The sequence below is a fragment of the Streptomyces sp. NPDC002209 genome, assembly GCF_042890265.1.
GTDB lineage: Bacteria > Actinomycetota > Actinomycetes > Streptomycetales > Streptomycetaceae > Streptomyces.
In genome coordinates, this window is record NZ_JBIARX010000001.1 from 20594 (window position 1) to 34055 (window position 13462).

The following is a 13462-nucleotide window of genomic DNA, read 5'->3' on the forward strand; positions in this document are numbered from 1 at the left end:
AGTCCCTACAGAAAGATGTAGGCACAAGCGCCCCGAGCGCGACATGATCGAGGCGACCGGCCCCGACTCCGGGAGGACTTCCGTGCCCCATTCCATCGACGCGGCCTTCACCGCGCTGCCCCTGCGGGCGCTCGCCGACGCGGCGCTCGCCCGGGCCCGCGCGCTGGGCTGCGACCATGCCGACTTCCGGCTCGAGCGGATCCGCAGCGCCTCCTGGCGGCTGCGGGACGCCAAGCCCTCCGGCGGCTCCGACACCACCGACCTCGGGTACGCGGTCCGCGTGGTGCACGGCGGCAGCTGGGGGTTCGCCTCCGGCGTGGACCTGACCATGGACGGCGCCGCCAAGGTGGCCTCACAGGCCGTGGCCATGGCGAAGCTGTCCGCCCAGGTCATCAAGGCCGCCGGTTCCGACGAGCGGGTCGAGCTCGCCGACGAGCCGGTGCACTCCGACAAGACGTGGATCTCCGCGTACGACGTGAACCCGTTCGAGGTGCCGGACGCGGAGAAGGCGGCCCTGCTCGCCGACTGGAGCTCCCGGCTGCTGGCCGCCGACGGGGTCGCGCACGTGGACGCCTCGCTGCTCGCCGTGCACGAGAACAAGTTCTACGCCGACACCGCCGGCACCATGACCACGCAGCAGCGCGTGCGGATCCACCCGCAGCTCACCGCGGTCGCCGTGGACGCCACCACCGGCGAGTTCGACTCGATGCGCACCATCGCCCCGCCGGCCGGGCGCGGCTGGGAGTACCTGACCGGCACCGGCTGGGACTGGGACGCCGAGCTGGAGCAGATCCCCGTACTGCTCGCCGAGAAGATGCGGGCGCCGAGCGTCGAGGCCGGGCGCTACGACCTGGTCGTGGACCCGTCCAACCTCTGGCTCACCATCCACGAGTCCATCGGCCACGCCACCGAGCTCGACCGGGCGCTGGGCTACGAGGCGGCGTACGCGGGGACCTCCTTCGCCACCTTCGACCAGCTCGGCAAGCTCAAGTACGGCTCCTCGATCATGAACGTGACCGGCGACCGCACCGCCGAGCACGGGCTCGCCACCGTCGGCTTCGACGACGAGGGCGTCCAGGCGCAGAGCTGGGACCTGGTCAAGGACGGCACCCTGGTCGGCTACCAGCTGGACCGGCGGATCGCGAAGCTCACCGGCCTGGGCCGCTCCAACGGCTGCGCCTTCGCCGATTCCCCCGGGCACGTGCCCGTCCAGCGGATGGCGAACGTCTCGCTCCGGCCGGATCCGGGCGGGCTGTCCACCGAGGACCTGATCGGCGGGGTGGAGCGCGGCATCTACGTCGTCGGCGACCGCTCCTGGTCGATCGACATGCAGCGCTACAACTTCCAGTTCACCGGGCAGCGGTTCTTCCGGATCGAGAACGGCAAGCTGGCCGGGCAGCTGCGCGACGTCGCCTACCAGGCCACGACCACCGATTTCTGGGGCTCGATGGAGAAGGTCGGCGGGCCCCAGACGTACGTCCTGGGCGGCGCCTTCAACTGCGGCAAGGCCCAGCCGGGCCAGGTCGCGGCGGTCTCGCACGGCTGCCCGTCCGCGCTGTTCCGCGACGTGAACATCTTGAACACCACGCAGGAGGCGGGCCGATGAGCCGTACGAGTCCCCACGAGATCGTCGAGCGCGCGCTGGAGCTGTCCACCGCCGACGGCTGTGTCGTCATCGCCGACGAGGAGTCGACGGCCAATCTGCGCTGGGCGGGCAACGCGCTCACCACCAACGGCGTCACCCGCGGCCGGACCCTGACGGTCATCGCCACGGTCGACGGCAAGGAGGGCACGGCCTCGGGGGTCGTGTCGCGTTCCGCCGTGACCACCGCGGACCTGGAGCCGCTGGTCCGGGCCGCCGAGGCCGCCGCACGGGGCGCGGGCCCGGCAGAGGACGCCCAGCCGCTGGTCACCGGAACCCCGTCCTCTCCGGACTTCGCCGACGCCCCGGCCGAGACCTCCTCGGCGGTGTTCGCGGACTTCGCCCCGGCCCTCGGCGAGGCCTTCGCCCGGGCCCGCGCCGGCGGCCGGGAGCTGTACGGCTTCGCCAACCACGAGCTGGTCTCCACGTACGTCGGCACCTCGACCGGGCTGCGGCTGCGCCACGACCAGCCGAACGGCACGCTGGAGCTCAACGCGAAGTCCCCCGACCGGCAGCGCTCGGCCTGGGCCGGCCGCTCCACCCGGGACTTCAAGGACGTGGACCCGACCGTGCTGGACGCGGAGCTGGCCGTACGCCTGGGCTGGGCCGAGCGGAAGATCGATCTGCCCGCCGGCCGGTACGAGACCCTGCTGCCGCCGACCGCGGTGGCCGACCTGCTCATCTACCAGATGTGGTCCGCGGCGGCCCGGGACGCGGTGGAGGGCCGGACGGTCTTCTCCAAGCCCGGCGGCGGCACCCGGCTCGGCGAGAAGCTGTCCGAGCTGCCGCTGACCCTGCGCAGCGACCCGAACGCGCCGGGCCTGGAGTCCGCGCCGTTCGTGATCGCGCACAGCTCGGGCGACGACGCCTCGGTCTTCGACAACGGCCTGCCGGTCCCGGCGACCGAGTGGATCCGCGACGGCCGGCTGTCCCGGCTGACCACGACCCGGCACAGCTCCGCCATGACCGGGATGCCGGTCTCGCCCGGCTTCGGGAACCTGATCCTGGACGGCGGCGGCGACAAGTCGCTGGAGGAGATGGTGGCCGCCACCGAGCGGGGCCTGCTGCTGACCTGCCTCTGGTACATCCGCGAGGTCGACCCGGCGACGCTGCTGCTCACGGGCCTGACCCGGGACGGCGTGTACCTGGTGGAGAACGGCCAGGTCGTGGGCGAGGTGAACAACTTCCGGTTCAACGAATCGCCGGTGGACCTGCTGTCGCGGGCCTCCGAGGCGGGCCGGACCGAGAAGACCCTGCCGCGCGAGTGGAGCGACTGGTTCACCCGGGCCGCGATGCCCGCGCTGCGGATCCCGGATTTCAACATGAGCTCGGTCAGCAAGGGCGTCTGATCCACCTAGACTGAATCCTTGGCGCGACGCAAACCATTCGAAGGAGTCGAGAAACCGTGACGGACATCGTCGACGAGTTGAAGTGGCGTGGGCTCTTCGCCCTGTCCACCGACGAAGAAGCGCTGCGCAAGGCGTTCGCGGACGGTCCGGTCACCTTCTATTGCGGCTTCGACCCGACGGCGGCCTCGCTGCACGTGGGACACCTCGTACAGGTGCTGACCGTACGCCGGCTCCAGCAGGCCGGTCACCGGCCGCTGGCGCTGGTCGGCGGGGCCACCGGGCAGATCGGTGACCCCCGGCCGACCGCCGAGCGGACCCTGAACGACCCGGAGACCGTCGCCAACTGGGTGGGCCGGCTGCGCGCACAGATCGAGCCGTACCTGTCCTTCGAGGGCGAGAACGCCGCGGTCATGGTGAACAACCTGGACTGGACGGCGGGCATGTCCGCCATCGAGTTCCTGCGGGACATCGGCAAGCACTTCCGCGTCAACAAGATGCTGACGAAGGACTCGGTCGCCAGGCGGCTGGAGTCCGACCAGGGCATCAGCTACACCGAGTTCAGCTACCAGCTGCTCCAGGGCATGGACTTCCTGGAGCTGTACCGGCGCTACGGCTGCACCCTGCAGCAGGGCGGGTCCGACCAGTGGGGCAACCTGACGGCCGGTCTCGACCTGATCCACCGCCTGGAGCCGCACGCACAGGTGCACGCGCTGGCGACGCCGCTGATGGTCAAGGCGGACGGCACCAAGTTCGGCAAGACCGAGGGCGGGGCCGTCTGGCTGGACCCGGAGATGACCACCCCGTACGCGTTCTACCAGTTCTGGCTGAACGTGGACGACCGGGACATCTCCACCTACATGCGGATCCTCTCCTTCAAGCCCCGCGAGGAGCTGGAGGAGCTGGAGGCGCAGACCGCCGAGCGGCCGCAGGCGCGCGCCGCCCAGAAGGCGCTGGCGCAGGAGCTGACCGCGCTGGTGCACGGCGCCGACCAGTGCGCGGCCGTGATCGCCGCGTCGAAGGCGCTGTTCGGCCAGGGCGAGCTGGCGGACCTGGACGAGGCCACGCTGGCCGCGGCCCTGTCCGAGCTGCCGCACGCGCGGGTCGCCGAGCTCAGCCCGGTGGTGGACCTGCTCGCGGAGACCGGGCTGGTGGCGAGCAAGTCGGCCGGCCGCCGGACCGTGAAGGAGGGCGGCGCCTACGTGAACAACGCGAAGGTCACCGCCGAGGACGCGGTCCCCGCCAAGGAGGACCTGCTGCACGGGCGCTGGCTGGTGCTGCGCCGCGGCAAGAAGAACCTGGCGGCGGTCGAGGTCACGGGCTGACGCCCGGGGCCTGACGGCCGAGCGCGGCGGAGGGGCCGGTCCGGACACCACGTCCGGCCGGCCCCTCCGTCATGCCGCCCTCAGGTCATCTGCTTGCTGCCGCCCCTGAGCGACTTGTAGACCATCTCGCCGAGAGCCACGATGAGCACCGCTCCGGCAAGCTGCAGCAGGTGCCGGGTCCAGTCGATGCCCTTGGTCTCACCGACGCCGATCCACCCCGCGACGGCGTTGCCGAGGATGGCGCCGACGATGCCGAACAGGGTGGTCAGCCAGAGGGGCTGATGCTGTTTGCCCGGCAGGACGGCCCGGGCTATGAGGCCCAGCACGAAACCGACGATGATCGCCCACAACCATGACATGTCGAGCCTCCTCGTGGCGCGTGGTGCGCATGTGGGCCCAGTTTCAACCCGTCCGGCGTACTGCGCATTTCGGACAGCCCCGTTCGGGGGACACCCCCTCTCCTCGCCACACGAGCGGCGGCGTACGGTGGGAGGATCCGGACCGGGGTGTGTCCGGCAGGCGGATCGGGCGGTGGAGCATGGAGCGGAAGAAGCGGAACGGGGCCGAGGTCTTCCGGATCACCGGGGCCCGGATGGGCCTCGACGAGGACGTGCGGGGACGCCAGCGCCGGTACGTCATCTCGATGTCGATCAGGACGCTGTCGGTCCTGGCGACGGTGATCCTGTGGAACGTGGAACGCCATGTGGCGATCGTGACGCTCATCGCGGGCGCGCTGCTGCCGTACGTGGCCGTGGTCATCGCCAACGCGGGGCGCGAGTCGACCCCCTCGCTGCCCTCCCACTTCATCCCGTCACCTGTGCGTCCGGCACTGAACACCGGAAACCTCAATAAAAGCTCAGATCAATCATGAAGTTCCGGTGCACCGCACCGGGTCCTGCGTGACATACTGCCTACGCGCTCCGCATCCCCCGTCGGAGCGACGGACCGACGCCGGGCAGCTCCCCCCGTGGCTGCTCGGCGTCGCCTTTCCGTGACAGGGGTTTGTAGGGTTGAGGCGTGAACTCCCCTGACTCCCCCGACTCCGCCCGTTCCACCGATCCCGTGGACGCGCCCACCTGCTCGGCCAAGGGCTGCCGCGATGCGGCCGTCTGGGTCCTGGCGTGGAACAACCCGAAGCTGCACACCCCGGAGCGCCGCAAGACCTGGCTGGCGTGCGGGGAACACCGCGAACACCTCTCCCAGTTCCTGGGGGTCCGCGGGTTCCTCAAGGACGTCGTGAAGCTCGACGAATGGGTCCAGCCGGAGGGCTCGGAGCGCCTCTAGGGGGCGTCCTGCCGCCCCCGGGCCGGGGGCCCTCAGCCGCCGATCGCGGACATCGGGCGGTCGGGCTGCAGGAAGGACGGGTCGTCGAGACCGGACCCGGCCTTCTTGCCCCACATCGCCACCTTCCACAGGCGGGCGATCTCCTCGTCCGGGGCGCCGGACCGCAGGGCTCCGCGCAGGTCCGACTCCTCGGTGGCGAACAGGCACGTACGGACCTGGCCGTCGGCGGTGAGCCGGGTGCGGTCGCAGGCGCTGCAGAAGGGCCTGGTCACCGAGGCGATCACGCCGACGGTGGCCGGGCCTCCGTCGACCAGCCAGCGTTCGGCCGGGGCGGATCCGCGCTCCGCGGCGCCTTCCTCGGCGAGCGCGAAGCGGGTGCGCAGCGACGCGAGGATGTCCCCGGCGGTGATCATGCCGTCGCGCTTCCAGCCGTGCTGGGCGTCGAGCGGCATCTGTTCGATGAAGCGGAGCTCGTACTCGTTCTCCACGGCCCAGGCGAGCAGGTCGGGGGCCTCGTCGTCGTTCAGGCCCGGCATCAGGACGGCGTTGACCTTGACGGGGGTCAGGCCGGCCTCGCGGGCGGCGGCCATGCCGTCGATGACGTCGCGGTGCCGGTCACGCCGGGTGAGGGTCTTGAAGACCTCGGGCCGCAGGGTGTCCAGCGAAACGTTCACTCGGTCCAGGCCGGCGGCCTTGAGCGCCTGTGCGGTGCGCTTGAGGCCGATGCCGTTGGTGGTGAGGGACATCTTCGGGCGGGGTTCCAGGGCCGCGCACTGCTCGACGATCCCGACCAGGCCGGGGCGGAGCAGCGGCTCGCCGCCGGTGAAGCGGACCTCGGTGATCCCGAGCTGCGTGACGGCTATGCGGATCAGCCGGACGATCTCCTCGTCGCTCAGCAGATCCGATTTCCCGAGCCACTGCAGACCCTCCTCGGGCATGCAGTACGTACAGCGCAGGTTGCACCGGTCGGTGAGTGAGACGCGCAGGTCAGTGGCCACGCGGCCGTAAGTGTCGAGAAGCATTTCAGGCCCCCTCCCCTGTCCGGTCCATAGAGGTTCGCGCCACCTCGGAGAAACGCCTGGCGCCGTAATCGAGCCTACGCGACGCGCGTGAGGCGTAGGGATGCCGGAATGAACGAGACGTGGCGTGGCCGCGTCGTAGAGAAATACGACGCGGCCACGCTGTGTGTTCGGCCCATGTCACATGAGCACGGTCTCAGTGCGCGCCGGTTCCGGTAAGGGAGCGGACCTCGAGTTCCGCGAACTTCTGGGGGTCGGCCTTCTCCTTGGCCAGGACGGTTCCCAGCCAGCCCAGCAGGAAGCCGAGCGGGATCGAGACGATGCCCGGGTTCTCCAGGGGGAACCAGTAGAAGTCGGCGTTCTTGAACATCGAGGTCTCCTTGCCGGAGACGACCGGGGAGAAGAGGACGAGGACGACCGCGGAGACGAGCCCGCCGTAGATCGACCACAGTGCTCCTCGGGTGCTGAACCGCTTCCAGAAGAGGCTGTAGAGGATCGTCGGCAGATTGGCGGAGGCGGCGACCGCGAAGGCGAGGGCGACGAGGCCGGCGACGTTGAGGTCGCGGGCCAGGGCTCCGAGGCCGATGGCGACGGCGCCGATCACGACCGTGGACCAGCGGGCCGCCCGGACCTCCTCCTGCTCGGTGGCGTTGCCCTTGCGGATCACGTTCACGTACAGGTCGTGGGCGAAGGACGAGGAGGAGGCGAGGGTGAGCCCGGCCACCACCGCGAGGATGGTGGCGAAGGCGACCGCGGAGATCACGGCGAGCAGGACGGCGCCGCCGGTGGAGCCCGCGCCGCCGCCGAGTTCCTGGGCGACCAGCGGGGCCGCGGTGTTGCCGGCCTTGTTGGAGGCGATGATGTCGGTGCGCTTGAGCAGGGCCGCGGCGCCGAATCCGAGGGCGATGGTCATCAGGTAGAAGGCGCCGATGATGCCGATGGCCCAGTTCACGGACTTGCGGGCGGCCTTGGCCGTGGGAACCGTGTAGAAGCGGATCAGGATGTGCGGCAGGCCGGCGGTGCCGAGGACCAGGGCGATGCCGAGCGAGATGAAGTCCAGCTTCGTCGTCGCGTCCTTGCCGTACTTGAGGCCGGGCTCCAGGAACTGGGTGCCCTTGCCGCTGTTCTCGGCCGCCTTGCCCAGCAGGTCGGAAATGTTGAAGTTGAACTTCAGCAGCACCAGGAAGGTGATGAGGAGGGCGCCCGCGATGAGCAGGACGGCCTTGATCATCTGGACCCAGGTGGTGCCCTTCATACCGCCGATGGTCACGTAGAGGATCATCAGTACGCCGACCAGCGCGACGACGGCGACCTTGCCGCCGTCGCTGGTGATGCCGAGGAGCAGCGAGACGAGCACGCCGGCTCCGGCCATCTGGGCGAGCAGGTAGAAGATCGAGACGACGATGGTCGAGGTGCCGGCGGCGGTGCGGACGGGCCGCTGGCGCATCCGGAACGCGAGGACGTCGCCCATCGTGTAGCGGCCGGAGTTGCGCAGCGGCTCGGCGACGAGCAGCAGGGCGACCAGCCAGGCCACGAGGAAGCCGATCGAGTAGAGGAAGCCGTCGTAGCCGAAGAGCGCGATGGCGCCGGCGATGCCGAGGAACGACGCGGCGGACATGTAGTCGCCGGAGATGGCGAGGCCGTTCTGGAAGCCGGTGAACTGGCGGCCGCCCGCGTAGAAGTCGGCGGCGTCCTTGGTCTGGCGGCCGGCCCAGATCGTGATGATGAGGGTGGCGACGACGAACAGCCCGAACAGGGTGATGATCAGCGGCCGGTGCTCGGTGGCGCCTGCGGCCGCGTTCGTCGCGAGGTGGAGGGTGTCACTCATTCGCCGGCCTCCATCCGCGCCTTGATCGCCGCGGACTTGGGGTCGAGCTTCGCGGCGGCGTGCCGGGAGTACAGCCAGGCGATGAGGAAGGTCGTCGCGAACTGGGCGAGGCCGAAGACGAGGGCGACGTTGATGTTGCCGAAGAGCTTGGTCCCCATGAAGCCGCCGGCGTAGTTGGACAGCAGGACGTAGAGCAGGTACCAGGCGATGAAGGCCACGGTGAGCGGGAAGGCGAAGGAGCGGTAGGAACTGCGCAGTTCGGCGAATTCGGCGCTCTGCTGGACGGCTGTGAACTCTTCGGCCGTGGGGCTCGCCGTGGGGGTTCCCGCGCTGCCGTGCGGCGGCGCTGCTTCGGTGGTCACGGGGGGTTCTCCTTGTGACGCGGGTGCGGTGGGGACGACGGACAAAACAACCTCCGTGTGGGGGGACGATGGCGCTGAGTCCCCCTGCCCAACGGCACGGCCGGCGCGGCGGGACGGTTCAACACCCGTTGATTCTTCGGAAACTGATTTCTCGAACTGATGGCGCAAAGACGAACGGCGGCACTAGGTTCACCTGTCATGAACCCGTCGTCCTGCGCGACCACGCGCGGACGGCTTCTTTCACGGATGATGTGGAGAACCCATGGCTCATCTGGGACCTGGCCGCCGGCGCATTGCCGTACCGGTCGGCCTGGCGCTCACCGCCTCGCTCGCCTTCCTGCCCTCGGTCGCGGCCTCCGCCGCCCCGCTGGGCAACACGGCGGGTACGGCGGCCGCGGCGAAGCCCGACACCACCGGCCCCAAGCTCTCGTACGTCGCGAACCTGAACACGTACGCCACGGTGAAGGCCGCGCAGAAGGCCATCGAGCGCGCCGGCGGAACGGTGGTGACGTCCTATGAGCAGATCGGGGTCGTCGTCGCACACTCCCAGAACCCCGACTTCGCCAAGCAGCTGCGGGCGCAGCGCGGCCTGTTCGTGTCGGTCGGCGCCACCCGTACGGCCCCCCTCCAGCCGGTGCAGACCACCGAGGAGGGCACGACGCAGAAGCTGAGCGCGGCGGACGCCGCCAAGGCGGCATCGGCCGCCGCGGACGGTCAGGAGCCGCTGGAGCCCAACCAGTGGGACCTGCGGGCGATCAAGGCCGATCAGGCGCACAAGATCAACGATGGCAGCCGGAACGTCACGGTGGGCGTCATCGACACGGGTGTCGACGACACCCACCCGGATCTCGCGCCGAACTTCTCCAAGGGCCAGTCGGCCAACTGCGTCGGCGGCGTCGCGGACACCACCGAGGGCGCGTGGCGCCCGTACGCCGACGGCAGCGACCACGGCACCCACGTGGCCGGCACCATCGCGGCCGCGCGCAACGGCATCGGCATCTCGGGCGTCGCGCCGGGCGTGCAGGTCGCCGCGATCAAGGTGAGCGAGCCGGGCACCAGCCTGTTCTTCACCGAGGCGGTCGTCTGCGGCTTCATGTTCGCCGCCGAGAAGGGGATCGAGGTGACCAACAACAGCTACTACGTCGACCCCTGGCTCTACAACTGCAAGGCGGACGACGACCAGAAGGCGCTGGTGGAGGCCCTCGGCCGGGCGACGAAGTACGCCGAGCGCAAGGGCGTGCTCAGCGTGGCCTCGGCCGGCAACTCGAACCACGACCTCGCGTCGAACGCGATCGTCGACGACACGAGCCCGGACGACGGCACCCCGGTCCCGCGCACGATCGACCCGCACGTCTGCCTGGACCTGCCCACCCAGCTGCCGGGTGTGGTCACGGTGAGCGCGACCGGCGACAAGGGCTTCAAGTCGTACTACTCCAGCTTCGGCCTGGGCGTCGTCGACGTCGCCGCCCCCGGCGGCGACAAGTGGCAGGTCCCGGCCACGCCGGACGCCAACGGCCGCGTGCTGTCGACCCTCCCGGGCGGCGGCTACGGCTACAAGCAGGGCACCTCGATGGCCGGACCGCACGTCGCGGGCGTGGCCGCGCTGCTCAAGAGCGCGCACCCGTCGGCCACGCCGTCGCAGCTCCAGGCCATGCTGAAGGCCCAGGCCACCAAGGCGGCCTGCCCGGAGAAGGTCTACGACGCCACGGGCGCGCTGGTCGACGCCACCACCTGCCAGAGCAAGTGGGGCCAGACCGGCTACTACGGCTACGGCGTGGTGGACGCGCTGAAGGCCGTGAAGTAACCGCTTGCCCGCCTGAACGCTTCAACGACGGAGGGGCCGGGTCGGGGGGAATTCCCCCGACCCGGCCCCTCCCGTCGTCATTCGGGCCGTCAGGGCTTGATGAGCACCTTCAGCGCGCTGCGGTCGTCCATCGCGCGGTAGCCGTCCGGGACCTCGTCCAGGGACACGGCCCGGTCGAAGACGGGCGCCGGGTCGATCGCGCCGCTCAGCACGTCCTCCAGCAGCTCCGGGATGTACGCGCGCACCGGGGCGACGCCGCCGCGCAGGGTGATGTTGCGGTCGAACATCACGCCCAGGTCGAGGCCGGTGCCGCTGCCGTGCGGGACGCCGACGTAACCGATGGCCCCGCCGTCGCGGGTGATGTTCACGGCGGTGCGCATGGACTGCTCGGTGCCGACCGCCTCGATGACCGCGTGCGCGCCCTGGCCGCCGGTCAGCTCGCGGACGGCCGCCTCGGCGGCCTCCCCGCGCTCGGCGACGATGTCGGTGGCCCCGAAGAGCTTGGCGATGTCCGTACGGGCGGTGTGGCGGCCCAGTGCGATGATCCGCTCGGCGCCGAGGCGCTTGGCGGCGAGGACCCCGCACAGGCCGACGGCGCCGTCACCGACGACGGCCACGGTGGAACCCTTGCGGACGCCGGCGCCCAGGGCGGCGTGGTGCCCGGTGCCCATGACGTCGGAGAGGGCCAGCAGGCCGGTCAGCAGCTGGTCGTCGGAGACGGCCTCGGCGGGCAGCTTCACGAGGGTGCCGTCGGCGTGCGGGACCCGGACGGCCTCGCCCTGGCCGCCGTCGAAGCCGACCGAGCCCCAGAAACCGCCGTGCACGCAGGAGGTGTACAGGCCCTCGGAGCAGTAGTCGCAGGTGCCGTCGGACCACATGAAGGGGGCGACGACGAGGTCGCCGGCCTTCAGGCCGGACACGGACGGGCCGGTCTCCTCGACGACGCCGAGGAACTCGTGGCCGATGCGCTGGCCGGGCTGGCGCGCGGCTTCGCCGCGGTAGGCCCACAGGTCGCTGCCGCAGATGCAGGCACGCAGGACGCGGACGACGGCGTCCTCGGGGCGCTGGATCGCAGCGTCGGGCACCTCCTCCACGCGGATGTCGTGCGGGGCGTGGATGACGGTGGCACGCATGGTGGTGCAGCCCTCCGGATCAGTAGTTCAGTCTTGTAGGACTGTCCTACGGTACGCCTGCGCCGAGGTGAGCGCCCCGGCGGCCAGGAGGTACTGGGCGGCGACGTAGGTGGCCATGATCCAGAAGTCGGGGCGCGGCAGCTGCGGCCAGTCGGCGACCCCGGTGGCGATCAGCGTGTCGGAGAGCAGGAACAGGGCCCCGCCGAGGCCGGCGCGCAGGCCGAGGGCGCTGGAGCGGTAGGCCATGGCGGTGAGCAGCAGGCTGTACCCGGCCACCGGGATCCGCAGGTCGGCCGGCAGGTCGCCCCAGAGCAGGCCGACGGTCCCCAGGAGGGCGACGGCGTACGCGCCCCCGAGCGCGCGATGCGTCCTGCCCCGGCCGAAGAGCACGAGGTAGCAGACGTGCCCGGCGGCGAAGGAGCCCATGCCGACGAGGAAGGCGGGCTCGGCGTCGAAGAGCAGCGCCAGGTCCCCGCCCCACCCGAACAGCAGGGCGGCGACCAGCAGGCGCGGCGCCCGACGGGTGATCACGTACGCGACGAGCAGCGGCATCAGCAGCGGTTTGGCGAGCACGTGCCCGAGGTGCCAGCCGGCCAGCAGCGAGCCGAGGTCGACGGCGGTGGCGGCCGCGAAGGCGACGAGCAGGATCCGGCCGCGCACCCCGTCGGCGGCGGCCGCTGCGGGCCGGGCCCAGGAGGGCGTACGGGACTCGGTGGCGCTCACGCGGCGTGCTCCGAGGCCTTCGCGGGGGCCGCGGACTCGGCGGCGGGCTCGGCGGCGGCGCTCTCGGCTGCTGCCGCCGGGGCGGCGGGCTGCCAGCCGGGGCCGCGGAAGACGCGTCCGGCGCGCTCGCGCCAGCTGCCGGCGGCGCGGACGTCGCGGGCGATGGCGGCGTACTCGTGGGTGGCGACCCGCAGCGGGTTGTAGGTGCTGATGTTCTTGGTGAGCCCGTAGACGGGCTTGTCGCCCTCGCCCACCCAGGAGCCGAACATCCGGTCCCAGATGATCAGGATCCCGCCGAAGTTGCGGTCCAGGTAGCCGCCCTGGGAGGCGTGGTGGACGCGGTGGTGGGAAGGGGTGTTGAACACGTACTCGTAGGCCCGCGGCAGCTTGCCGATGCGTTCGGTGTGGACCCAGAACTGGTAGAGGAGGTTGATGCCGTAGCAGAACGGGATCGCGGCCGGGTGGACGCCGAGGGCGACCATCGGCAGGTAGAACCACCAGGTGGTCGCGCTGGTCCAGGGCTGGCGCAGGGCGGTGGTGAGGTTGAAGTTCCGGCTGCTGTGGTGGACGACGTGGCAGGCCCACAGGATCCGGATGACGTGGTGCCCGCGGTGCTGCCAGTAGTAGAGGAAGTCCTGGACGAGCAGCATCAGCAGGGCGGTCCACCACAGGAACGGCACGCGCAGCGGGGTCAGCTCGTAGACCGCGGTGAAGACGGCGACGACCGGGAGCTTCCACAGCAGGTCGAAGCCGATGCTGCCGAGTCCCATGGCGACGCTCGTGACCGCGTCCTTGGCGTCGTAGCCGGCGGCATCCTCGTCGGGATGGAGCCGGTAGCTCACCACCTCGATGACGGTGAGCAGTACGAAGGCGGGTATGGACCACAGCACGACATCGGGCAGGTTCGGCATGCCCGCACCATAGAGCGGGTTCGGGGGCTCCGCCAGGGGTTGTTACCGATCGGTATCCATCGGGGTTACCGGCGGTTCACGCGAT

At 70.7% G+C, this 13462-nt stretch carries 13 protein-coding genes; 6 read left to right on the plus strand and 7 right to left on the minus strand.

Features of this window, described 5'->3' with window-relative positions:
• Positions 1-43 precede the first annotated feature (43 nt).
• From ACFYXK_RS00115 to tyrS, 3 genes are read left to right on the plus strand one after another with little or no spacing between them, the layout of a single operon-like run.
• On the plus strand, positions 44-1606 hold the full coding sequence (locus tag ACFYXK_RS00115) for a TldD/PmbA family protein (RefSeq protein ID WP_389409100.1): 1563 nt from the start codon (positions 44-46) through the stop codon (positions 1604-1606).
• Entirely contained in the window at positions 1603-2991 is a 1389-nt protein-coding gene (locus ACFYXK_RS00120) for a metallopeptidase TldD-related protein (RefSeq protein WP_389409101.1), read from the plus strand. Before ACFYXK_RS00115 ends, ACFYXK_RS00120 begins: the two co-directional genes overlap by 4 nt.
• A gap of 56 nt (positions 2992-3047) precedes the next feature.
• Complete coding sequence (gene tyrS, locus ACFYXK_RS00125; protein ID WP_389409102.1) at positions 3048-4313, plus strand: tyrosine--tRNA ligase; 1266 nt, start codon at positions 3048-3050, stop codon at positions 4311-4313.
• Between the two features lie 80 nt (positions 4314-4393).
• Here tyrS and ACFYXK_RS00130 read toward each other — a convergent pair whose 3' ends face one another.
• On the minus strand, positions 4394-4672 hold the full coding sequence (locus ACFYXK_RS00130) for a GlsB/YeaQ/YmgE family stress response membrane protein (RefSeq protein WP_383520521.1): 279 nt from the start codon (positions 4670-4672) through the stop codon (positions 4394-4396).
• A 179-nt stretch (positions 4673-4851) separates the two neighbouring features.
• On the opposite strand from ACFYXK_RS00130, the gene ACFYXK_RS00135 reads away from it, so the two are divergent.
• Positions 4852-5184, plus strand: a complete 333-nt coding sequence (locus tag ACFYXK_RS00135; RefSeq protein ID WP_037636280.1) for a DUF3099 domain-containing protein — start codon at positions 4852-4854, stop codon at positions 5182-5184.
• Positions 5185-5330: 146 nt separating this feature from the next.
• Positions 5331-5597: a hypothetical protein gene (locus ACFYXK_RS00140; RefSeq protein ID WP_389409103.1), complete on the plus strand. Its 267-nt coding sequence runs from the start codon at positions 5331-5333 to the stop codon at positions 5595-5597.
• A 32-nt stretch (positions 5598-5629) separates the two neighbouring features.
• Here the strand turns inward: ACFYXK_RS00140 and moaA are convergent, their stop codons facing one another.
• The 3 genes from moaA to ACFYXK_RS00155 all read right to left on the minus strand — a co-directional run bounded on the left by moaA (position 5630) and on the right by ACFYXK_RS00155 (position 8806).
• Entirely contained in the window at positions 5630-6619 is a 990-nt protein-coding gene (moaA, locus tag ACFYXK_RS00145) for a GTP 3',8-cyclase MoaA (RefSeq protein ID WP_389409104.1), read from the minus strand.
• 193 nt (positions 6620-6812) lie between these two features.
• Complete coding sequence (locus ACFYXK_RS00150; RefSeq protein WP_389409105.1) at positions 6813-8444, minus strand: cation acetate symporter; 1632 nt, start codon at positions 8442-8444, stop codon at positions 6813-6815.
• Positions 8441-8806 carry a DUF485 domain-containing protein gene (locus tag ACFYXK_RS00155; RefSeq protein ID WP_383520529.1) on the minus strand — a complete coding sequence of 122 codons (366 nt, stop codon included), beginning with the start codon at positions 8804-8806 and terminating at the stop codon, positions 8441-8443. Before ACFYXK_RS00155 ends, ACFYXK_RS00150 begins: the two co-directional genes overlap by 4 nt.
• Before the next feature lie 262 nt (positions 8807-9068).
• On the opposite strand from ACFYXK_RS00155, the gene ACFYXK_RS00160 reads away from it, so the two are divergent.
• The gene (locus ACFYXK_RS00160; RefSeq protein ID WP_383520532.1) at positions 9069-10610 is read left to right on the plus strand and encodes a S8 family serine peptidase; all 1542 of its coding nucleotides are present in this window, start codon (positions 9069-9071) and stop codon (positions 10608-10610) included.
• 89 nt (positions 10611-10699) lie between these two features.
• On the opposite strand, the gene ACFYXK_RS00165 is transcribed toward ACFYXK_RS00160, so the two are convergent.
• From ACFYXK_RS00165 to ACFYXK_RS00175, 3 genes are read right to left on the minus strand one after another with little or no spacing between them, the layout of a single operon-like run.
• Positions 10700-11743, minus strand: a complete 1044-nt coding sequence (locus tag ACFYXK_RS00165) for a zinc-dependent alcohol dehydrogenase family protein (protein ID WP_389409106.1) — start codon at positions 11741-11743, stop codon at positions 10700-10702.
• A gap of 27 nt (positions 11744-11770) precedes the next feature.
• Entirely contained in the window at positions 11771-12466 is a 696-nt protein-coding gene (locus tag ACFYXK_RS00170; protein ID WP_389409107.1) for a lysoplasmalogenase, read from the minus strand.
• The gene (locus tag ACFYXK_RS00175) at positions 12463-13377 is read right to left on the minus strand and encodes a sterol desaturase family protein (protein WP_389409108.1); all 915 of its coding nucleotides are present in this window, start codon (positions 13375-13377) and stop codon (positions 12463-12465) included. The genes ACFYXK_RS00170 and ACFYXK_RS00175 overlap by 4 nt, the downstream gene beginning before the upstream one ends.
• Positions 13378-13462: the final 85 nt, after the last annotated feature.